The organism is Methylacidiphilum sp. Yel, from assembly GCF_004421185.1.
GTDB lineage: Bacteria > Verrucomicrobiota > Verrucomicrobiia > Methylacidiphilales > Methylacidiphilaceae > Methylacidiphilum.
This window is the reverse complement of sequence record NZ_LXQB01000022.1, coordinates 1-22422: the sequence shown is the minus strand read 5'-3', so window position 1 is coordinate 22422 and position 22422 is coordinate 1. Positions and strand designations below refer to the sequence as shown.

General features: G+C 40.4%; 19 protein-coding genes, 1 tRNA gene and 1 pseudogene. 15 read left to right on the top strand and 6 right to left on the bottom strand.

Annotated features, from left to right (window positions below; genetic code table 11):
• Window positions 1-75 precede the first annotated feature (75 nt).
• Window positions 76-1647, bottom strand: coding sequence for a lipase maturation factor family protein (locus tag A7Q09_RS04115; protein WP_134390032.1), 1572 nt, complete (start codon window positions 1645-1647; stop codon window positions 76-78).
• On the bottom strand, window positions 1644-2138 hold the full coding sequence (locus A7Q09_RS04110; protein WP_244228506.1) for a peroxiredoxin: 495 nt from the start codon (window positions 2136-2138) through the stop codon (window positions 1644-1646). The genes A7Q09_RS04115 and A7Q09_RS04110 overlap by 4 nt, the downstream gene beginning before the upstream one ends.
• Window positions 2139-2503: 365 nt before the next feature.
• On the opposite strand from A7Q09_RS04110, the gene A7Q09_RS04105 reads away from it, so the two are divergent.
• Together A7Q09_RS04105 and A7Q09_RS04100 are read left to right on the top strand one after the other, a co-directional pair.
• Window positions 2504-3865, top strand: a complete 1362-nt coding sequence (locus A7Q09_RS04105) for an FAD-binding oxidoreductase (protein WP_134390030.1) — start codon at window positions 2504-2506, stop codon at window positions 3863-3865.
• A gap of 82 nt (window positions 3866-3947) precedes the next feature.
• The gene (locus A7Q09_RS04100) at window positions 3948-4478 is read left to right on the top strand and encodes a hypothetical protein (protein ID WP_134390029.1); all 531 of its coding nucleotides are present in this window, start codon (window positions 3948-3950) and stop codon (window positions 4476-4478) included.
• Window positions 4479-4488: 10 nt separating this feature from the next.
• Here the strand turns inward: A7Q09_RS04100 and A7Q09_RS04095 are convergent, their stop codons facing one another.
• A complete protein-coding gene (locus A7Q09_RS04095) occupies window positions 4489-5400 on the bottom strand; it encodes a YpsA SLOG family protein (RefSeq protein ID WP_134390028.1) in 912 nt (303 codons plus the stop codon).
• Window positions 5401-5466: 66 nt separating this feature from the next.
• Between A7Q09_RS04095 and A7Q09_RS04090 the strand changes: the two genes are divergently transcribed.
• Together A7Q09_RS04090 and A7Q09_RS04085 are read left to right on the top strand one after the other, a co-directional pair.
• On the top strand, window positions 5467-5916 hold the full coding sequence (locus A7Q09_RS04090; RefSeq protein WP_134390027.1) for a thioesterase family protein: 450 nt from the start codon (window positions 5467-5469) through the stop codon (window positions 5914-5916).
• A 44-nt stretch (window positions 5917-5960) separates the two neighbouring features.
• A complete protein-coding gene (locus A7Q09_RS04085) occupies window positions 5961-6956 on the top strand; it encodes an NAD(P)H-quinone oxidoreductase (RefSeq protein ID WP_134390026.1) in 996 nt (331 codons plus the stop codon).
• Window positions 6957-6974: 18 nt separating this feature from the next.
• Here A7Q09_RS04085 and A7Q09_RS04080 read toward each other — a convergent pair.
• Window positions 6975-7047, bottom strand: a tRNA-His gene (locus tag A7Q09_RS04080).
• Between the two features lie 207 nt (window positions 7048-7254).
• On the opposite strand from A7Q09_RS04080, the gene A7Q09_RS04075 reads away from it, so the two are divergent.
• On the top strand, window positions 7255-8817 hold the full coding sequence (locus tag A7Q09_RS04075; RefSeq protein ID WP_134390025.1) for an NAD(P)H-hydrate dehydratase: 1563 nt from the start codon (window positions 7255-7257) through the stop codon (window positions 8815-8817).
• 34 nt (window positions 8818-8851) lie between these two features.
• Here A7Q09_RS04075 and A7Q09_RS04070 read toward each other — a convergent pair whose 3' ends face one another.
• Window positions 8852-10024, bottom strand: a complete 1173-nt coding sequence (locus tag A7Q09_RS04070) for a sulfite reductase flavoprotein subunit alpha (RefSeq protein WP_134390024.1) — start codon at window positions 10022-10024, stop codon at window positions 8852-8854.
• A 70-nt stretch (window positions 10025-10094) separates the two neighbouring features.
• Here A7Q09_RS04070 and A7Q09_RS04065 point away from each other — a divergent pair, with 70 nt between their 5' ends.
• The 7 genes from A7Q09_RS04065 (at window position 10095) to A7Q09_RS04035 (ending at window position 16890) form a co-directional block, all read left to right on the top strand.
• Window positions 10095-11045, top strand: coding sequence for a type I phosphomannose isomerase catalytic subunit (locus A7Q09_RS04065; protein WP_134390023.1), 951 nt, complete (start codon window positions 10095-10097; stop codon window positions 11043-11045).
• 113 nt (window positions 11046-11158) lie between these two features.
• Complete coding sequence (locus tag A7Q09_RS04060; RefSeq protein WP_244228504.1) at window positions 11159-11929, top strand: DUF72 domain-containing protein; 771 nt, start codon at window positions 11159-11161, stop codon at window positions 11927-11929.
• 122 nt (window positions 11930-12051) lie between these two features.
• Window positions 12052-12735 (top strand): phosphoribosyltransferase, encoded by a 684-nt coding sequence (locus A7Q09_RS04055; protein ID WP_134390021.1) that lies wholly within the window; start codon window positions 12052-12054, stop codon window positions 12733-12735.
• Window positions 12736-12756: 21 nt separating this feature from the next.
• Window positions 12757-14835: an excinuclease ABC subunit UvrB gene (uvrB, locus tag A7Q09_RS04050; protein ID WP_134390020.1), complete on the top strand. Its 2079-nt coding sequence runs from the start codon at window positions 12757-12759 to the stop codon at window positions 14833-14835.
• 84 nt (window positions 14836-14919) lie between these two features.
• A complete protein-coding gene (gene pyrH / locus A7Q09_RS04045; protein WP_134390019.1) occupies window positions 14920-15669 on the top strand; it encodes a UMP kinase in 750 nt (249 codons plus the stop codon).
• Window positions 15670-15741: 72 nt separating this feature from the next.
• Window positions 15742-16302: a ribosome recycling factor gene (gene frr / locus A7Q09_RS04040; protein ID WP_134390018.1), complete on the top strand. Its 561-nt coding sequence runs from the start codon at window positions 15742-15744 to the stop codon at window positions 16300-16302.
• Between the two features lie 6 nt (window positions 16303-16308).
• On the top strand, window positions 16309-16890 hold the full coding sequence (locus tag A7Q09_RS04035) for a DJ-1/PfpI family protein (protein WP_134390017.1): 582 nt from the start codon (window positions 16309-16311) through the stop codon (window positions 16888-16890).
• Window positions 16891-16893: 3 nt separating this feature from the next.
• Here the strand turns inward: A7Q09_RS04035 and A7Q09_RS04030 are convergent, their stop codons facing one another.
• The gene (locus A7Q09_RS04030; protein ID WP_134390016.1) at window positions 16894-18039 is read right to left on the bottom strand and encodes an FAD-binding oxidoreductase; all 1146 of its coding nucleotides are present in this window, start codon (window positions 18037-18039) and stop codon (window positions 16894-16896) included.
• Window positions 18040-18127: 88 nt separating this feature from the next.
• Between A7Q09_RS04030 and A7Q09_RS04025 the strand changes: the two genes are divergently transcribed.
• The 3 genes and pseudogenes from A7Q09_RS04025 to A7Q09_RS11435 all read left to right on the top strand — a co-directional run.
• On the top strand, window positions 18128-20782 hold the full coding sequence (locus A7Q09_RS04025; RefSeq protein WP_244228503.1) for a glycoside hydrolase family 55 protein: 2655 nt from the start codon (window positions 18128-18130) through the stop codon (window positions 20780-20782).
• A 62-nt stretch (window positions 20783-20844) separates the two neighbouring features.
• On the top strand, window positions 20845-21897 hold the full coding sequence (locus tag A7Q09_RS04020) for a mannose-1-phosphate guanylyltransferase (protein ID WP_134390015.1): 1053 nt from the start codon (window positions 20845-20847) through the stop codon (window positions 21895-21897).
• 132 nt (window positions 21898-22029) lie between these two features.
• A pseudogene (locus tag A7Q09_RS11435) lies at window positions 22030-22422 on the top strand (recombinase family protein); the annotation flags it as partial.

Genomic DNA, 22422 nt, shown 5'->3' with positions numbered 1-22422 from the left:
GCCGATGAGAATGTCAGGGTCTATCAAAACCTCAACACCCTCATCGGAGAGCTTGCCCTGGCTAAATCTGGTCAGTTATCTCCAGGAATCCCCTGCCTTTAGGCATGGGGAGGATGTCAATTGCCACTGAAAAGAAGGAGGGATACCCCTGGTTTCTTGGTTTTGAGGGGTAATCATTAAAGAAGCAGGAGGAAAATACAATCCATAAAGAGTTCTATTCCACCAGAGGCCTTTCTCTTTTTTTTCTGACCAAGAGCTATATTCATAGACATAGATAAGGGCTCGGACATATTTCGGAGGAGAGAAGGGGAAGGGGTTGGCTTGGAAAAGTTTGATGACCTCTTTCTTACCGTGAAGTAAGCAAGACAAAAGAGAAGCAAACCAAGGATTTTCCTTTGGCGTACTTAAAGCGGCAAACCACATTTGCCAGTCTAATCTTGGATGGAAGGGAGAGATAAATACAGGAGCCTTATGAGGGTCGTCAGGTTTCCAGCAAAATGGGTATTCTTTCCATTCGATACCATCGGTGCTCCCTTCTATGATTATTTCCGGTCTTCTTGTTGTCATAATGGCAAAGGCTCCATAATTGTTTATCGATCGTAGAGCTGAAAAGGAGCTAAGAAGCTTTACCGTCCATTGTGGATAGGGAAAAGAAAAGGATTCTAAAAATAGCAGCACACTGATTAAAAAAACAGGAAGAATAAGAAAAAATGAGAGTTTCTTCTGAAGTTTTGGGCAAGGCATTGGAGGGGATTTGGCAAAGAAAGGAAGAATCTTTTTTAAAAAGCTATCCTCTAACAAGACAAATCCTAAGACTAAAGCAATCCAGTTAAAAAAGGCATGATTGCCAGTGAGAATAATAAGTAGTTGCAAGAGAGAAAAAAGAATGAAACTCACTGTTCTACCTAGTCGGCCCAAAAAAATAGCGAAGGGAACAACCAGTTCGATGAATAGGACAATAAAGGTGGTGGTTTCATGAAACCACATGGGGAAGTGATAAAAGTACCAAGCAAGAGGGGTAGGCAAAGGTTCTGTTTCATAGTGGTATTTTAGAGCTGTTAAGGCTCGCCATGTCGGATCATGGCTTTCCAATTTAACGATCCCAGAAAGAAGCATCAGTCGGAAAAGCAACCAACGGAAGATAAAAGTTGCCCAAGAGGGTGGAAAAGTTAATTTCATAAAGCCAGGATGAAGTTTCCATGGCGAGGATAACATGGAAAGTAGGCCACATTCCAAAAGGAGACCATCCCATTGGAAATTAAAAAAGGTCTGTCCCACTGTTACATAAGACAGATAAAGAGACCAAAGAAATAAAGATACAAGAGCTGGAGCTATATTGAAAAAAAGAAGAATAGCTAAAAACATTCCAAGAAAAGTTCCAGCATAAAGAATGGGATCGGTTGGAGGTATAAACCAGAACAGGGTAGGAACTAAAAAAAATCTTCGCCAGCCTATTTGATCTTGGACATAATGCAGGAATGGAGAAGCTGGAAGAATCCCTCCTTCTCCTACTAATCCAAGAATTTGAAAAGAAAGGGAAAAAAAAGCAATGAAATAGATAAAAGAAAGAGCACGAAAAAATAGCCATAGGGCTAAAGGATTTGGAGTGAATTGTAGTTTTTTGAAGTTAAAAGATAGAATTTTCAATCTTTTAGCCAGAAATTGCTTGCTTTAAGTGCTTCCAGAACTTCTGCAGCTGCATTCCAAATGTTAGGGTGGCAATCACGCCATAACACTTTGCCATCTTTAATCAAAAATGAAAGGCGTTTGGGCATTCCAAAGAAAAGAGGAATAGCAAATTCCTTGCAAACCTCTCCGCTTGGGTCACAAAGCAGCATAAGATTAAGCCGATTGTTTTGAATAAATTTTTTTTGTACAGAGGGTTTATCTCTGCTTATGCCAACCACCCGAACATTTGCTTTTTGTAGATCCGCTAAATGATCCCGGAGATTACAGGCTTGGATAGTGCAACCAGGAGTGTTAGCTTTTGGGAAAAAATACAGCAAAACCAATCCTTTCGAACAAAGCTCTCTTACTGACATTGGATTGCCTTCGGGATCAAATGCCCAAACATCGGGAATGGGCGAGCCCACTTCAAGTCCTCTTCTCTTGTTTTTTTTCATTATTAAGGAAAACATGGTCATAGCCTTATAGTTTTTTTATTTACAGAAAAATTTCAAGAAAGCCACGGTTTTTAAACCTAGAGGAATTGAAAAATAGATGCTATACCATTCAAAGAACATTATTGCGCTCACAGTATCTGTATAAAGGAGAAAACGTTAGCTCTTCTCTGGTATTGTTAGTGTATAATGTGGTTAAAAGGAGATGATTGACAGGAAGTACAAAGGGGGAAAAAGCCCTGAATGCAATCAAAGGAAAAAACAAAGGTTAGCTTCTTATGAGCTCCTGTCTTCTTTTTAAAGGATCGTGGATAATTCAACAGATAGAATGAGGAGAGTAGGTGGTATTTAGTGCAAAGCATTAAAGAAAAGAGGAGTTTTTAATGGAATTATGGACAGAGGAACTACATCGACTTTTCCCGGACAAGTTTTCAACCAGTGAGGAAAAACTAAGCAAGTATGCTACAGATGCTTGGCTTTTTTCGAGAGCCCCAGACGGTGTTTTTTTCCCTGAATCAAAAGAAGATGTTGTGGCCTTGATGCAGTTTGCTTTCTCTCGAGGTATTTATGTGACTGCTAGAGGTGGAGGTAGAGGCTATGTAGGAGGTGCTGTTCCAGTAAAAGGGGGAGTGGTTGTTTCTTTTGAAAAAATGAACCGGATCAAAGAGATACATCCAGTAGATGGAGTAGCTGTTGTTGAGCCTGGAGTTATCACAGGAGTCCTACAGGCAGAAGTAAAAAAAATGGGTCTTTTTTATCCCCCTGATCCTGCCAGTGTGATGGAATGTACTATTGGTGGAAATGTAGCGACGAACGCTGGTGGGCCTCGATGTCTTAAATATGGAGTTACTCGAAATTACATCTTAGGTCTTGAGGTTGTGCTTTCCGATGGATCGGTAGCCAAAGTGGGGGGGAGGACGATTAAGAATAAAACTGGCTTTGATTTGACGAGCCTCTTTGTTGGCTCCGAAGGCATGCTGGGGCTAGTAACTGAAATTACTCTTAAGCTGCTTTCTTACCCTCCACTGAAAGCCTGTCTATCCGCTTATTATGAACGGATGGATCAGGCAATTTTGTGTGTGAACAAAATTTTATCTTCTGGGGTGCTTCCCGCTGCTCTGGAAATTGCTGATAGATTTACCCTTCAGTGCGCAAGAGAATTTACTAAAGGAGAAATTCCTCCTTTCGATGCCCATATTTTATTGGAAACCGATGGGAGTATTGGGGCAGTCCATTCCGATATCGAGTTTTTTGAGAAAATACTGAGGGAATTTCAACCAAAGGAACTGACCAGAGCAGTGGGGGAGGATGCGTGTGAAAAATTATGGGAGTCGCGCCGTCTCTTTTCCATGTCTCTTAAAGCCAGTGGACTAACCAAACTCAACGAAGATGTTACTGTTCCGCGTAGTCGACTGGCCGATTTAATAAGCCTAGGGGAATATCTTCAAAGGCACTATGGATTGATTGTTGCCTGTTTTGGTCATGCAGGAGATGGAAATATACATGTCAATCTGATGGTTGATTGGTCAAAAAAAGAGAATCGTGACAAGGCTGAAGAGGCCTTGAATGTTCTGTTTGATTCGGTAATATTATGGAATGGATCTATTACTGGAGAACATGGGATTGGCATAGCTAAATTGCCATGGTGGAATAAAGCTCTCAGTCAACAAACCCGATTGCTTCACGAAAAGATTAAAAGGGCATTGGATCCTAAAGGCATTTTAAATCCTGGAAAATTTGTTTAATTTATGACTAGAGTTTCCTTTGCAACGCATTATTTTATGTTCTTTATAGGTTGGTGTTTTGCTAGATAAAATAGGTTGAATTATGAATTTTCAAGATGCTTTTCAATACGCTCTAGAAAATACGAAGATTATTTTACCACCAAGACGAGTTGTATCTACTTTTGGAACAACTCTTATAAACTATCAACTCGTCACGGAAGATTTGGATAGGGTGGATGTCTGTTTTGTTAGGGAGGGAAAATTGGAAGCCGAAAGGCCTAAAATAATTACTTCCCCACAGTTTGCAAAATTGACATTGGAAGGTTTTGGAAAAGAAGCCCAAGAATACGCTGAATGGCTATTGCAAAATGCGCCGCAAAGCAATATTTCTTTTTTGCGTTATGGATTTTTCTTTAAAAAGGATGATGTGTGTTTTAATGAAATAAAAGGCTCTTCAGAGGAAGTGTGTGCTATGCTCAAAGAAAAGATGATTAAAGAAGGGGATCCTCTCTCTCTCCTTCTGAAAGGTGAAGAGGAACTTTGGGAAGTGTCTTTACTTAAATTTCTTATTGATTGGGTACGTGTGTCTGTTACAAAAAACATTCAGGATTTTCGACAAGAAGGCTTTATTTAAGTATTTTCAGTTAATTTTTCTTTCTTTTTAATATAAAAGAAACTTCGGCTACGTTAGGGAAGGGAAACTTTGAGACTTTTACAGTCAGCCCTGAAACCAAAGGATGGAGAAGTAATTGTATAGCGATCTCTTCGGCAAGGGATTCGATGAGTTGTCTAGGTTTGCTACTAGCTATAGTTTCTATGGTTTCTTTGACAGTAGCGTAATCTAGTGTGGTAGATAATTCGTCTGTATCATGAGCTTTACGAGTTACCAGGGGATCTATATAAAGATCAACAGAAATAAGGAGTTTTTGTTTGTTCCTTCTTTCTTCTTCTGGAACCCCGATCCATGCATCCACTTGGATCTTCTCTAACCTAATGATATCTTGAAAAATGGAGAAAAGGTCAGTTTTACTTCTAGGTTGAAAAGTTGATTGTGGACACAATCCATAATAGGGTGGCTGAAAAAAAGAATCAGCTTTTCTTTCAATATCAATACTCCGATCAAGAACTCTATAGCAAAAATCATAGATTCCTTTTTCTTTGCTTTCTCTAGAACCTGCAACATTAAGTATTTCGATGGAATGAGAAGACAAAAATTTTTTGACTTTGGCTTCTATCTCCGGAGTCGTTTGGTTAATGTGGAGCCAAGGTTTTCCAAAAGTTACTGCAAATTGTTGAGTTGCTAATGATCCTTCAGTAAGAGAGGGTTGTAATGTAACGATCAATGTACCATCTGAATCCCAAACATTCCATGCTGTTCTCACTGTATAGCTTGGAGTGGGGGTTTCCGAAAGCTGGTATTTATCAGGAATGACACCCGCTTCCGATAATCTTCCTTTGGGACACCATCCTCCATGGGGTATCCCATTGGCCATCGCCCAATCCAAGGCAGCCCTATCGGCTCCTGTTTGCCCGCCTGAGACAATTTTTCTGATCATAGTTTTTAGTTTTTGAGTGAAAAATGCACTGAAATGAAGTAAAAAAATTGTAATTTCTATCCACCGATGCCTCTACTACCTGAGCTTCCTGAATGCGAAACGAAAATCAAGACCTTTTTTTTTGATACCGATTCCTGCGGACTTGTCCATAACATTGCTTATTTGCGGTTTGTGGAGATCGCCCGTTCCGAACTAGCTGAACGGCTTGGTTGGCCATTGAAAGAGATGGAAAAGACAGGCTTGGTTCCTGTAGTCGTCAAAACCGAAATTGTTTATAAATCCCCTGCCAGACTTGGGGATATCATCAGTATTATTTCAAGGCTTAGTCGAATAGAAAGGGTGAGATTTCAGATTGACTTCGAATTAAGAAAAGAAAGTCTTTCGGGTAGTTTATTTGCTGAATGCCGACAAATCCTTGCTTGTATCAAATTTCCTGAAAGAAAACCCTCGCCGATTCCATTAAACTGGGCCCAATCTTACCCTTGGTTAGTTGGAAGAAAGATGGGAAAGAGCTAATGTAGTTGTTATTTTGGATATCAAACTGGAAGGCTACAGAAAAAATGATTGCTTGGGTTATTGAAAAAGAAAATGGGAAAAGAACCTTGCAGATGCGTGAGCTGCCTTCGCTCAAACCTGGGAGAGCCGAAGTAAAAGTGGATGTTTATTATGCAGGCATCAATAGAGCCGATCTTCTTCAACTTTATGGACTCTATCCTCAACCTGGGCCCCCTACTGCTTTTGAGATTCCAGGATTAGAATTTTCTGGAAGGATTTGCCAGATTGGGGAAGGAGTGGAAGGTTGGAAAGAAGGAGATCCAGTGTTTGGCTTACTGATTGGCGGTGCTTTTTCCACAGAGGTTATTGTTCATGAAAGGTTCTTATTACCTATTTATGGAAAACTATCTTTTGTGGAAGCGGCAGCTATATCTGAATCTTTTTTTACGGCCTGGGATGGGTTAGAATATCGAGCACAGGCAAAGGAAAACGAAACTCTATTGATTTCAGCTGCTGGAAGTAGCGTTGGTCTTTCTGCATTAGCTCTGGCTAATCTAAAAAACCTTAAAGTCTTTGGAATGGTTAGATCTCCAGCTAAGAAACAAAAACTTCTCAAAGTTGGAGCTGTTGATGTGTTTACCGAAGGGCAAGCAGATCTAATTGATTGGGCGTTGACTAGAACAGGGGGAAAGGGAATGGATATTATTTTCGATTTAGTGGGAGGGGAACGTTTTAGTCAATATCTTCAGATTGCAGCAGAAAAAGGAAGGATTCTTAGCCTTGGTCTGTTGGGAGGATCAAAAACTGAGATTTCACTAATTCATCTCCTTCGAAAAAGATTAATGCTCGTTGGTTCGACTCTTCGAGCAAGGCCTATAGAAGAAAAAATGTTTTTAACCCAAGAGTTTAGGAAAAAAATACTTCCTTTTTTTATAGAAGGTCGGCTTAAGCCTATTATAGATCACATTTTTCTGTGGGATCAATTGAAGGAAGCTTTGAAGTATTTGGAAGAAAATAGACATTTTGGGAAAATCTTACTTAAGGTAAAAGAAGAGAACTAAAAGAACAGGTTTATTTTGGGCGACCGACGGGACTTGAACCCGCAACACCCAGAGCCACAATCTGGTGCTCTGCCAATTGAGCTACGGCCGCCATCTCTTTTATGTGTATATTTAGCTTATATAATATTTTTATCTTTTTTAAGCATTTTTCACGAATAATTGTATACCATGAAAAAAAATTAAAGTTGTAATTATCCTAAAGCTTATCCACTCTTTGGAGAGGAAGCACTAAAAATAAAACAAGTTTGATATTTTAAACAACCACTCAATTTGAGCTTTTAACATTCGACTATAAGAAATGATCATTACAGATGTTCCAAATATTAGGAGATTAGAAGAGGAAGCAATAGCCAATGGCCTTTCTGCTGAAGTTTTGATGGAAAGAGCCGGCAGGATGGCTGCGTGTTTTTTTCTCCAGCATTATTCTCGCATGGGTTTGGTTCTTGTATTGGTTGGTAAAGGCAATAATGGGGGGGATGGGCTTGTGATTGCCAGAGAGTTATTGAAAAGGGGATGGCCTGTATCGGTTTATCTCTCTGCTGCAAGAGAAAAACTAGGAAGCTTATGTAAAAAAAAGCTGGAAGAATTATTGCAGGCATTTCCTCAGTTATCCTTGTATGCTTATCCAGATCCTGTACCCTGGACGAAAGCGGATTATGTGTTGGATTGTCTGCTTGGAATCGGTGTGAAGGGGGAATTGCAGGGTGAAGTAGCTCAGATAGTCAAAGAACTGAATGAAGAGCGTAATCGTTGTTTTTTCCAAACAATAGCCGTTGATTGTCCTTCAGGATTATGGGAGAATTCCACAGCTAGTTCTTTAGCCGTTATTGCCGATTTAACACTAAGCATTGGCTACGGTAAAGATTTCCTTTTTAGAGAAGAGCTTTCAAAGTTTACAGGCCGAGTGGAAATTGTCCCCATTTTTGATACCCTGCCGCCCAGTTTAGGCTTGGAGGCATTAGTGGGATGGGAGCTAGCCTTATTATTCCCATTTAGAAATTCTAATACGCATAAAGGCAGTTATGGACGAGTGCTTATTCTTGGCGGTTCTATTGGTTTTACGGGAGCTCCGGTGATGGCAGCGCAGGCGGCGCTTCGTATAGGTTCAGGACTGGTCAATGTGGGGGTGCCTCAGGAAGTTTATCCGATCGTGGCTGCAAAGGCCCCTTCTGAAGCCATGGTATTTCCTTACGATGACGCTAAGTTATTTGAGATGGTAGTTTCTAAAGCAACAGTTGTTGCCATGGGCCCTGGATTTGGGTTGGAAAAAAAATCAGAAATATTTTTCAAAACGCTTATGTCATTGGATCTACCCTTAGTCATTGATGCTGATTGTTTGACTTTGCTTGCACGCAATCCAGACTTCTTTCAGCTCATTAGAAGATGGGCTGTGCTCACTCCTCATCCAGGAGAAATGAGACGACTTCTAAGAATGGAATATTCTCCTGAAGAAAGAATACAAGTGGCGAGAAATTTTGTAAAAGATAAAAAGATAACCTTAGTTTTGAAAGGAGTCAGGACGGTAGTAGCTCAAGAAGGAAAAGAGATATTTTTCAATACAACTGGTAATCCTGGACTTTCTACGGGCGGTTCTGGAGATAGCTTACTAGGGATTATTGCTGGACTGATTGCTCAAGGCTTGGGACCCTTTGATGCCGCTCGCAGTGCAGTATGGATTCATGGAAAGGCTGCTGATATAGCAGCGGAAAAAAGAAGGACAAAAGAGGGATTACTTCCTTTAGATGTTGTAGAGAATATAGGGGCAGCTTTAGAACAAATGCGGATGCATTTACGGCTGGTGTTAGACCAAAAAAGCCAATGGCAAGAAATTCAAACTGCCTATTCTCTGCATCCCCGTTAAATTTCAGGAAAAGGCAGCGGAAAAAAAAAATCTCTCAATAAACATCCTTACGATACCTTTTTTGTTCCTTGGAAAGAACTACATTGATATAATGTTGCGCTTCTTCCTGTGACATCCCTCCTGTATCTCTAGCTATATCAATGAGACTTTGATGCACATCTTTGGCCATATGCTTTGCATCCCCGCAGACATATATGTAGGCTCCATTCTGGATCCAGTTCCAAAGTTCAGCTGCTGATTCCTTCATTCTATGCTGGACATAAATTTTATAAGATTGATCTCTAGAAAAAGCCGTATCTAACTTTGTTAATACTCCTTTTTTCAGCCAGTCGAGAAGTTCCTCTTTATAGAGGAAATCAGTGCTTTGGTGTTGCTCTCCAAAGAATAGCCAGTTTTTTCCCCGATGTCCTGCCATCATTCGGTGTTGAAGAAACGCTCGAAAAGGAGCAATACCTGTACCTGGCCCGATCATGATAATGTCAGCTGAAGGATCTTCGGGAAGATGAAAATGCTTTGCTGGTTGATTATATACAGGAATTTCTTTTATCCCTATTTTTGCAAATCTGCTCAAAAACCCGGTGGCATTTCCATATCTCATCCTTCCTGTAAGTTTGAAGCGGATAACAGCAACAGTCAGGTGCACCTCCTCTGGGAACATTAGAGGAGAGCAAGCTATTGAATAGAGTCGAGGGACCATTCGGCCCAAAGAAGCAACTAGTTCATGGGAGCTAAAAGAAACTTCTGGATATTCTTCAAAGAAGTCTAGGTAATCTTTTCCCCAGAGATAGGCTTCTAGTTCCTTTTCTTGCCCCAAAATCTCTTCTAATCTTTTTCGTCGGGAAGCAGAAGATGTCTTTTGGCTCAGTAGCTGGAGGAATTTTTTTGTAACACGAGTTAGCACAACATGCTTGGAAAGAAACTCTCTAAGCGAAATTTTGGTATTTTGATAGCTCACTGGTTCTTCAGGATCAAGAGACTGAAGCTGGAAAATCTTCTCGACAATATAAGGAGGATTGGAGGGGAAAACTCCAAGAGAATCCCCCACTTGATAGGTTAGCCCACTGCCTTTAATATCGATGACGATGTGCCTAGTCTCTTTTTCAGAGCCTTCTTTCGTCAGTAAAATATTTTCTTTAATCGAAGCTAAATAAGGGTTATTTCTACTAATAATATTACTTTTTGCTTGTTCTGTTTTTGTGTCCGTCATAAATGAAAATGGAATTTAGAAGATCAATCTATTTATTCTTTTAATCTAATTCAACCCATTGTTTCTTCTCATGGGTATTTTTCAATTTCACCCTATATACAAAAAAAAAATATGGGGAGGAGGATTGCTCAACCAATTTGTAGCTGGAAAGGACTCGGAGTCCTTCCAATTTATCGGTGAGAGCTGGCAGTTGGTAGATAGGGAGAAAGAATGTAATGTTCTCAAAAGCCCTTATTACTCAATGCGTAATCTTCATGATTTGTGGGTGAATCAAAAAGAAGAGATTTTTGGAAGGAATGCCCCCCCCACGACACGTTTTCCTTTGATCGTTAAGATATTGGATTGTCGATTACCAACAAGCATTCAAGTGCATCCTGGGGAAAAAGTAGCAACCCAATATGGCTGGGAGAAGAAAACTGAATTTTGGTTCTTCCTAGCTACTCTTCCTGGCTCTTCTATATATCTTGGGTTTAAACAGGCAATCTCACCAAATCTGCTAAAAGAACTTATCGGTAAAAAAGCTATTATTCAGTACCTAAATCATATTCCCACCTTTAGTTCTCATGGAATATTAGTACTCTCAGGTCAGATCCATGCGATTGGAGGAGGAAATCTTATTTTAGAAATCCAGGATAATTCAGATACAACTTTTCGGATTTACGACTGGGAAAGACCAAATGAGAATGGCTCATTGAGGCCACTCCATTACTGGGAATCTGTTCTTTCTCTCTCCCTTGAACCCAATAACCCAAAACTTCTTCGTCCAGAAGAAATTTCTGTTGAGCAAAATTACTTTGCTGTCAAAAGAATTGAACTTAAGGCTGGCCAGTTCTACGCTTGCCACATGGATGGGGCCTCTTTTTTATATCTTCTTTTTTGTAGTGGTAGAGTTGTTGTTGGCGATATCCTTTATGACAAAGGTCAAGGTATCTTCGTTTCCGCCAACCATGGGAAACTGGAGGTGGTTGGAGTAGATACAAAAAATGAATTCATTGCTGTTTCTTTCCCATTAGAAAAATGACAAACTCCTTTTGTTTGATCCTTTTAGTTTTTTTAATCTGGTTGGTATTAACTATGTGTTGTCGTATCTTTTTTTTGAGAAATGCCTAAGAAAAAAATCATGTGGAAAAATGGATGGGTATTCTTCTTAGTGGATGTGAGTTAAAATTCATGGAAAAAATAAAATATTGGGTGGGGACTTCGGGATGGAACTATTTGGATTGGAAAGGATCTTTTTATCCTGAGGATTTACCACAATCAAAATGGTTTGAATATTATTGTTCTCAGTTTGAGGCGGTTGAAGTCAATGCCACTTTCTATAGATTCTTCCCAAAATCTACTTATGAAAATTGGGCAAAAAAGACTCCACCCAAGTTCCGTTTTGTTTTGAAGGTTCCTAGGCTTATTAGTCATCTCCGGCTTCTTAATAATGTCAATGATCTTATTTTGCGTTTTTGCAATGATTCTGGAGTATTAGGGGAAAAAATCGGTTTGTATTTGCTTCAACTTTCTCCTAAGTTTCCTCTTGAACCAGAACGGCTTCAGATTGCCTTAGAGGCATTTCCTGATCCGACGAAAGTAGCTGTGGAATTTAGAACCAAAGCAGACATTGCATCGCTTGTAGCAATTTTGAAAGCAAAACAAGCGGTCTATTGTGTTGCCGATTCTCCTCTTTTGAAAATGCAGCCCGAACTAACTTCTTCGATCGGCTACTTGCGATTACATGGGCGCAAACAATGGTTTTCCTATCTTTATAACCCTGAAGAAATCCAGGAAATAGTGAGGATAGCTCAAAAGCTCGTCAACAAAGGAGCCAAAGAAGTCTATATCTTTTTTAACAATACGACCATGGGTTGGGCGGCAGACAATGCTCTTGCTGTTAAAACAGCCCTAGGAGCGCTTTAAATAGCCAATTAATATTTTTGGTACCCCATTCTATTATGCGTTGTATGTGGGGGGAGTAGGCGATAAAGAAAATCCAACCAAAAGAGTAGCAAAGAAAAATTCTTTGTTCTACATTAAAAAAAATGCCTTATAGAATTTTTCAAGATAGAAAAGAAGCAGGTAGGCTTTTGGCTGAAGAACTTCTCGAGTATGGAGGCAAATCGGATGTAGTTATTCTGGCTTTACCGCGAGGAGGAGTAGAAGTGGGCTTTGCTATGTCAAACATTTTGAAGCTTCCATTGGATATCTTCGTTGTCAGAAAAATAGGTGTTCCATGGCAAGAGGAACTGGCAATGGGAGCAATTGCTTCTGGGGGAATACAGGTTTTAAATCAATCCGTAATAAATTCTTTGAACATAGATGAAGAAACGATTAGGGAAGTCACCGCTCGGGAACTGCAAGAATTGCATAGACGAGAAAATCTTTACCGGAAGGATCTTCCCGCACTTTCTTTGACTAATAAGACCATCATTTTAGTGGATGATGGCATTGCTACCGGTTCGACGATGAGAGCCGCAGTTGCAGCCATAAGGAGATTAGCGCCTAAAGAATTGATAGTAGCCGCTCCAGTGGCTCCTCCTTATGTATACGAAGAAATGAAGAAAATAGCCGATAGGGTTGTTGTGTTAATGACTCCAGAAGAATTTTATGGAGTGGGCCAATGGTATGAGAATTTTAATCAATTATCTGATTGGGAAGTTTGCGAACTGCTTAGGAAGTCGCGAAAGGAAACTCCTGGAAAGGGGCATGAAATTTTGACTAATTGACGATTTTTTTCCTTTTTAGTTATGTTTGCAGAAGCTTTAAACAACAAGTTCCGAGTTGTTTCACCATTTGAACCCTGTGGCGATCAAGGGAAGGCTATTGAAGAGTTGGCGGCTGGGATTGAGGCTGGGAAAAAACATCAGGTATTGTTGGGCGTGACGGGCTCTGGCAAAACTTTTACAATAGCCAAATGTATTGAAAAAGTCCAAAGACCTACCCTAGTCATCTGTCACAATAAAACATTAGCTGCGCAGTTGTATAGCGAATACAAACAGTTTTTTCCTGATGCTGCGGTTGAATATTTTGTTTCCTACTTTGATTATTACCAACCGGAAGCATATATTCCGAGCACTGATACATACATAGAAAAAGACTCAAGTGTGAATGTAGAAATAGAAAGACTTCGGCTTTCTGCAACCAACTCTCTGCTGACGCGTCGTGACGTCATTGTTGTTGCCAGTGTTTCCTGCATTTATGGTTTGGGTTCTCCAGAGGACTACGAAAGCTTATGTTGTCGGGTGGAAGTTGGCCAGAATCTCTCAAGAAACCAGTTTCTAGCTATGCTTGTTGAGATGCTCTACGAAAGAAACGATGTGGAGTTATCCCGGGGAAAATTTCGTGTCAGAGGTGACGTTGTCGAAATCTGCCATGTCTCTCCAGATAAGGGATTGAGAATCGAATTTTTTGCAGATCGAATCGATCGTATTACCGAATTCGAATTACTTACAGGTCGAAGTGTCTGCCGGCTTCAAAAGGAGTTAATCTTTCCTGCAAGTCACTTTGTGACGACCTCTGAGAAATTAAGAAAAGCAATCCAATCGATCCGACAGGAACTCGATGAGCGCATCGCAGAGTTGGAGTCTAGAGGAAAGTTGCTTGAAGCCCAGCGACTGAGATTAAGAACGGAAAACGATCTAGAAATGCTTGAAGAACTTGGTTTTTGTAACGGTATAGAAAATTACAGTAGACATTTGAGCGGGCGAGCTCCAGGTTCTGCTCCATACACCTTACTCGATTTTTTTCCTAAGGACTTTTTGACTGTCATCGATGAAAGTCATGCCACAATCCCTCAAATTCAGGGGATGTATGAAGGGGATATGTCAAGGAAGAGAACCCTTGTTGAACACGGGTTTAGATTGCCTTCTGCTTTAGACAACAGACCGCTGTCGTTTACAGAATTTGAGCAAAAAATAGGTCAAGTGATTTACGTTTCAGCTACTCCTGGAGAGTATGAATTAAGAAAAACCGAAGGCAAAGTCATTGAACAGATCATCAGGCCTACCGGATTGTTAGATCCCGAAGTTGAAGTTCGTCCCCTTGAGGGGCAAATAGACGACGTTATCAAAGAAAGTTATAATCGAATACGGGATGGACAAAGGGTTCTTATATTAACGTTAACCAAGCAAACAGCCGAGGATTTAGCCGACTACCTAAGAGATCTTGGCTTTAAAGTTCGTTATCTTCATTCTGAACTCGATGCCATAGAACGAGTTGAAATATTACGTGGTCTAAGAGCTGGGGATTTCGATGTGTTGGTTGGAATAAATCTCTTAAGAGAAGGATTGGATTTGCCAGAAGTCTCACTTGTATGCATTCTAGATGCAGATAAGGAAGGTTATTTAAGGTCAGAGAAATCCTTAATTCAGATTGCTGGAAGAGCCGCCCGTCACGAAAATGGTAAAGTTATTCTTTATGCCGATGTCATGACCCAATCGATTCAAAAACTCCTTGCTGTAACCCAATACCGTAGAAATAAGCAGCTTTTATACAATCAGGAACATGGAATTACCCCTAGAAGTGTAAAAGCTAAAGAGCTTGTCAGTCTGCATGGGCTGATTCGGTCAGAAGCCAAAGAACCTATCCATTTCAAAGAGATCGATCAGAGTGCGGATTATATGAAAATGATAACAGAATTGAGTGCAGCAATGGTTGAAGCCTCTGCAAGGCTTGAATTTGAAAAAGCTGCTCTTTATCGGGATCAAATTGAAGAACTTAAAAGGCGGTTGCAAAACGGTAAAGAGGATAAGGCTAACTTTCCTGTTGTTCCTGCTTTAAAGAAACCAAAAAAGAAGACTGCCAAAGGATCCCTTAAGAAAACCTAAATGCAAAGGGCATTGTCCACATTTTCAACCACTTTCTTTTCATCTTTAGAAATATGACATAATTTGAGAAAGGTAGAAAAATATATGGAATTTTTTGATGGAGTTAGACAGTCGCCGGTTTATAAACGGATTCTTTTAAAATTGAGTGGAGAAGTATTATCTGGAGAGACTGAACATTTGGATCTTGAAGTTGCCCGTAAAATTGCATACCAAATTGCTGAAATTTATAGTTTAGGTGTTGATATCGCAATTGTTATTGGCGGTGGCAATATTTGGAGGGGATCGATGGCCTCTCATTCGGAGTTTCTCGATAGATCCACTGCTGACTACATGGGAATGCTTGCGACCATTATTAATGGGCTGGCATTGCAGGGAGCCCTTGAACACTTAGGGATTCCCACACGGGTGCAAACGGCTATCGAAGTGAAAAACGTTGCTGAACCTTTTATTCGAAGAAGAGCGATTAGACATTTGGAAAAGAAAAGGATCGTTATATTTGTAGCGGGTACAGGGAATCCCTTTTTTTCCACGGACACGGCTGCTGCGCTGCGTGCCAGTGAAATAGAAGCGCAAGTTATTCTCAAAGCGACAAAGGTGGAAGGGGTTTATGATAGTGATCCAAAAATCAATCCCCAGGCTAAAAGATACGAACAATTAACTTATCTGGATGCAATACAGAACCGACTGACCATTATGGATTCAACAGCCTTTTCTTTGTGCATGGATAATCGTATTCCAATTATAGTTTTCGATATGTTCAAGCCTGGAAATCTTAAAGCGGTAGTGTGTGGCGCTCCTGTTGGAACGTTGGTCTCAGATAAGGTGAAAAGCTAAATATGAGGATAGAGCTTGGATTTTTTCTTTATTTTTTGCTATTATTTTGGCTACGCGATGATCGAGGGTCCTATGAGTATTGACGATGTGCTGTTGGAAGCGGAAGATAAGATGGAAAAATCTGTAGAAAAAACACGGATGGAGCTTGCTTCATTACGTTCTGGAAAAGCTAATCCTGAAATGATATCGAATATCTCGGTAGAAGCCTATGAAACGCATATGAAACTAAAAGATCTGGCGGCCATTACGGCTCCAGATGTTAATTTGCTAGTAGTTCAGCCTTGGGATTTGACCCTGGTAGAATCTATACGTAAAGCTATCGAGGAATCAAAGCTTGGCTTTAATCCAGTGGTGGATGCTAAAATTATTAGAATTCCTATTCCACCGCTTTCAGAGGAAAGAAGACTGGAGCTTATCAAAGTGGCTAGAAAAATATCTGAGGAAGGCAGAGTGGGAATTAGGGCCATTCGCCGGCATAGTCTGGAGGAATTAAAGAAATTAGGCAAAGAAGCACATATCAGTGAGGATGAAGTGGAACGGGCAGAAAAGGAAATCCAAAAGTTAACCGATCTCTATATAGAAAAGGTTGACAAGATGCTTGAAGTAAAAGAAAAGGATCTTCTGAAAGTATAAAAGAATATGGCTCAAAAAAAGATTCTGATGATTGTTGGAGATTATGCGGAAGATTATGAAGTAATGGTTCCCTTTCAATTTCTTTTGGGAATAGGACACGAAGTCGTTGCTGTCTGCCCGGGAAAGAGCAAAGGACAAAAAATACAAACAGCGATTCATGATTTTGAAGGTGAGCAAACATATTCTGAAAAAAAAGGGCATCTTTTTGAGCTGAATGCTGATTTTGAAAAAGTTGTACCTAGGGACTATGACGCGCTAGTGCTTCCAGGAGGTCGTGCCCCAGAGTATCTCAGACTTTATCCAAAAGTGATCGAATGTGTGCGTCATTTTTTCGACGAGCAAAAACCGGTGGCAGCCATTTGTCATGGCATACAACTTTTAACGGCCGCAAAAGTTCTTTCGGGCTATCGCTTGACAGCTTATCCCGCTGTGGGACCAGAAGTCGAACTCAGCGGGGCAAGTTTTGTACCAACCGGATTTGAAGAAGCCATTGTGGATAGGAATCTTGTCACTGCTCCCGGTTGGCCAGCTCATCCAAAGTGGCTATCTCTGTTTCTGTCACTTCTAGGAACAAAAGTTATTTGCTAAATTTTAAGTGCCTCTTTTAGATTTTATCCGGGCGGGGGAATACCTTTGAGGATCTATATTATAAAAAGAGAAAAACTCTGGCAGTTTATTGTTTATTGCTAGACAGGCAGCCATTTCACCCACGGCTGGGGAAGTTTCAATTCCAGAGCCACCAAGAGCAGCAACCCAGAAAAAACCTCTTTCTTCAGGATCAAAACCGATGACAGGGAGCTCATCCTCTACAAACGAACGAAGACCCGCCCATTTTCTGTTGATTTTCTCGATCTTAATGGTAGTGGCTTGTTCTAGCCGTTTAATAGCAAGTATACAATCTGGTTCCTCTGGTTTTGCATCGCAAGGAATCGATGGGGTGCGATCGGCAGGAGAAGCTAAGATTTCTTGAAAATAAGGTTTGAAGTAAAATTCTTCACTGATTTCAAGGACCATTGGCCAATTCTGAACGGAATAATTTGTGGGTGGATCAAAAGTAATAACTGTTCTTCGTTTTGGAACGATCCCTAATGGTTTGATTGAGGCAAGGCAAGCCACTTCATCAGCCCAAGCTCCAGCTGCGTTAATGAGAAGTGGAGCTTTAAAAAGTTTTTCATTTGCCTCTACTACCCATTCGGTCCGCTGCTTTTTAATGCTTTTGACAAAAGCCTTATAATAGATTTTCCCACCGCTTTGGATGACTCCTTCAAGATACCCTTGCAATAGTTTTGGTTGATTAATGTCTTTTCCAGAGCTCTCAAGGATACAACCGCCTGCTACCGATTCTTTTTTTAATATCGGGACCATTTGAAGAGCTTCTTCAGAGGTGATCTTCCGTAAAGAGAGCTGGGCAGATTGATTTTCCTTAAACCACCTTTCCAAAAAATCCTTTTTTTCCTTTTTTGCAATGAATAATGCATTTCTGGGAGTAGTGAGTGGAATAGAAAAAAAAGGGGCAGGAGGTGATTCAAAAAACTGCTTGCTGGCTTGCGTAAGAACTCTAACAGAAGGCAGGCCATGACTTCCTCTAAAAAACACAGCGGACCTTCCAGTCGAATGATATCCAGCGGAAGATTCTTTTTCCAATATAATCACAGAAAGTCCTTTGATCGCTAGATGAAATCCCACAGAAGATCCTGCGATACCAGCACCGATAACAAGACAATCCGCTCTTTCCATAAAATTGAATGCTATAGGAAAAAATAGCTTAATTGGAAAGGAGAAGATAGAGAGAAAAGGTAGGAAGTACCGTTACCTTGAAAAAAGTATGAGCTTGTTTATAAATAAAAATACTGATAGACAAAGAAAAAGGATAGAAAATTTGGGTAGAAAAAAAATTTGCATTTCCTTTATCTTTTCCATTTGTTTTTTTCTTTTTGTTGAGAGCATCTTTTGTCGGCCGACTGTTTTTTGGATTTCAGAGCCTGTCGATCCTGCCGACGGTGTTATTCTATATGGAGGAGGGTTTGATCCTAAAGAGGAAATATTTCTTTGGGCTGTGCCTGACGACGATCCTAAAACCAATTATATCCCCTTTTCTTTTGATAAAGAAAAGCGAGTTTCGGTTTCTCCAATCCAAATATCTGATCAATCAATAAAATTTCAGATTCCAGCAGTTTTCCCTCCAGGAATATTTGGAGTAGAAATCTCTGAAAATAGATTTTTGATCAATAGACCTCAAATAGAATGGTGCCAACCTGCTCGGCTCCTTCCAGGGTTAAAGCAAGATGAAACTTATCCAGGTTCCGAGTTATGTATCATTGGGAAAAATGTCCTATTGACTCCAGAAGATGCCCAACGGTTGAAGGTTATTTTGGTACCGCAAAAGGATGGACAGCCTATAATCCTAGAAGTGATAGAAGCTGAAAAATATTGTTGTCGGGTTAAAATTCCAGATAATCTACCCCCTGGTGAATTTAATCTGCTTGTTCATAACGGTCATGGAGGTCCTGCTGGATGGAGTGAGGCTTATTTTCTGAAGGTTGTTGCTGCGATTCCTTGGCCCAACAAAATTTTTAATGTCAAGGATTATGGAGCTAAAGGAAACGGACTCACGGATGATTCTCAAGCTCTCCGGAAGGCCTTACAGGCAGCCGAGGCCAATGGGGGAGGCATAGTATATATTCCGGCCGGAACATACAAAGTGAGAGGCAGTTTTTTTATTCCGCCAAAAACTTTGTTGGAAGGGGATGGAATGGATTTTTCTTGGCTGAAGTGGCCGGATAATGCACCTCTTGGAGAAGCGGACTTTGTTAGCACTGCTTTCTTTTCCTCTGGGCAATTCTCCTTGGAAGAATTGTCGATCAGCATCAGAAATGCAAAACGGGTTCTTGTGGATAGTTCTGCCCTCAAAGATGAGCAGTTTATGGGAAGTTCTAGAGATTGGGAAGATCTATTAGCACTTTTTAAAGGGAAAGTGGCTTCATTGAAAGAATCTCCTTCTGATGTTTTTATTCGTAATGTTCGAATACAGTTTTTTCCTTTTTATGGGTATCCAAAGGAAAATATTGAAAGTAGTCTCTTGTGGAAAATCCTAAAATGGGGATTAGATCGAATGGATGGGTTGGGCTATTCTATTGCTCTAGGTAGTCTGAGCAATGTCGAAATTTCAGGCTGTGAGATCATTGGTCCAAGGCAGAGAGCGGTGCATTTAAAAAATGGTCGCATTACCCAAAATAGTTTCTATAACCCAATGGGTGCTTTTTGCATCACAGAAATAGGAGGCCAAAGACTTTTTGTTGAAGATAACTGGTTTGCAGATGAGTCTTCTTTTTATAGACGCCTTCTCCCATTGAGATATTTGTATGTTGCCCATAATCAATTTTCTGAATTTGGCAGAGGCAACAGAAAGGCTCTGTCTTTTAATCTTAATTTTCCGATGGGAAAAAAGAGGGAAACTGCTCTGAATTCTTTTTCTTTGACTGCCAGCCTCTCTGGCAACGAAGTGTCTTTCAAAGAAAATATTTTGACGAAAGATTCTTTGGTGGGTCAAGAAATTGTAGTAATGGGGCATTCGAGTAAACGGGAGTTTTTCGTAAGGAAAGTCATTGCGAATAGCGAACAAAAAATTACAATCGATCGAGGAACTCCTTTACCAGTAAATCAAGAAGTCACTATTTATTTTCTACCATGGGATAGACCGTTGATTTCTATGGTTGGCTCTTCTGAAGCAATAAAGACAACTATCACTGAGAAAAATATTTCCCCTGGGCTTGTTGGCATGGACGCTCTTATTATTTCAGGGAAAGGAGCTGGCCAGCTTAGGAAAATAACGGCATTAAATGCAAACACTGTTAGCCTTGATAAGCCATGGGATATAGTTCCAGATTTTTCAAGCCTTTTGCTTTTTTATCAGTGGGAAGGTAAAGCCATTTTTTTTGAAAATCAAAGCCAGGATTGTAAATTTCTTTTTCCTTTAAGCGGTTTAGCCTATGATGTCATTTTTGATGGAAATCAGCTAAAAAGAACCCAAGGCATGATTGCTTCCAGTGGTTTTTTTATACAGTGGCTTAATAATGTCCTAGATGTTGCTGTTTCCTATCCAGTGGTTGAGAATAAGGATCCTTTAGACCAAGAAATCCATAGCTTAAATTTTGGAGCTTTAGGCTTTCTCATTGATCCAAACATGACAAATCTTTCAAATGTTCCTTTCGAAATGATTCGAGGGGGAGTGCTGCGATCGAACCGATTAGCATTTGGACACCAGATTATTGTAGGATTAGGTAATGAGGAAGGAGAATTTCCTACTCAAGCTCTTTTAGCTAAAGACCTGCTTATCGATCATAATTGGTTTGAACATGGCCTTTTAGGTATTGAGCTGGATAAAGGAATACGGCAGGCTCTTCTCATGCGTAATATCTTTTTTGATGTAACAGAACCAATAAAAATAAAAGAAAAGAAGGAGATCATAGTTAAAGATTGACTTCTTCTTCGAGATTAAGACATTCTTAATCCATATCTTAGAAAAGGCTTCTTAAAATTGTTGTGGACAATGTTTTTGTTTTCATACTGGCTGGGGGAAGTGGAGAACGCTTTTGGCCAGTAAGCAGGAGAAATACTCCAAAGCATTTGATCTCTTTTTTTTCTGATAAAACGCTTCTGGAAGAGACTATTAATAGGATTAAAGGTTTAGTTCCAGAAGAAAATCTCTATATTTTGTCAAACAAAGACCAACTTTCCTCCATTACGAAAAGGTTGCCATCTTTTCCATTAGAAAAAATTCTTTTTGAACCAGAAAAAAGAGATACTGCTGCTGCTTCTACATTGGCTACAGCTATCGCGGCAAGGCATTCTAACGAGGCTACTGTTGTTCTTTTGCCTGCCGACAGTAAAATCAATAACAGAGAGATTTTTCGTGACCAATTGCTCTCTTCTGTCTTGTTTGCTCAAGAAACGAAAAGCATAGTCGCTTTTTCTATTCCTCCGAATTATCCAGCGACAGGATTTGGGTATTTGAAGTTAGATAAAACCAATTGTTTTGTAAAAAATGGGGAGAAATTTTTTCCTGTTATTCGATTTGTGGAAAAACCCTCAGTTGATGCAGCTCGACGTTATATTAAGGAAGAAGATTGTGGCTGGAATTCGGGTATGTATATATGGACGGTGAAAGTATTTATAGAAGAGATCCAACGGTGGGCCTTCCCTTTTTATCACTTTATTTTGGAGTATCTTGAAAAGCCTTTAGAATGGGAAAGTGCTTTTATCCGTTTGCCTAAGATATCTATCGATTATGCGTTGATGGAAAAAACTGACAAAATATTTGCAATGGAGGCAAGATTTGATTGGAATGACCTTGGAAGTTGGGTTTCAGTCGCGGAATATTTTGATAAAGATGAGGAAGGGAACAGGCTCAAAGGGAAAATGTGTGCCTATGACGCCAAAGAAAATATTGTTCTATCAGATTCGAAACTCGTTGCTTTGTGTGGTGTCAATGACCTTGTTGTTATCGAATCCGAACAGGCTATTCTTGTTTGTCATAAGGATAAGATCCACGAATTGAAAAAATTGTACGAAAAACTCCCTCAAGAATTCAAGTGAGGATCTTATGGTAGAATTTGATCAAGGCGAATCTGCTGAAAAGTAAGGCACGATCAAAAAAGGGCTTGAACAGTTTCTATACAAGTTACTTTTTCCTTCTCATAAATGTACATTCTAAACCTGTCGCTCAAAATGGTCAGCATTCAAGAGGCCGCCGAGTTCCTGGGGGTTGCACCGCAAACACTACGACGCTGGGAGCGCGAGGACAAGCTCCTACCCGATGAACCCACAGCAGGTGGGCGGCGACGCTACGACCTTGCACGGCTTCGGCTAGACCAATTTCATGCGCCGGAGAAGGTAGGCCGCACCATTGCCGCCTATGCCCGTCTGTCCAGTCACGACCAGAAGGACGATCTGGAAGGGAAAAAAACAGGTTCATGAGCTGTTCTGTGCCCCCGGCAAGGATGGACATTCGAGCTGATCGCGGACCTGGGTTCTGGCATGAACTACCACAAAAAAGGCCTGAAGCGCCTGCTGGATGCGATCATCGGCGGTGAAGTTGGGCGCCTGCTCATTACCCACAAG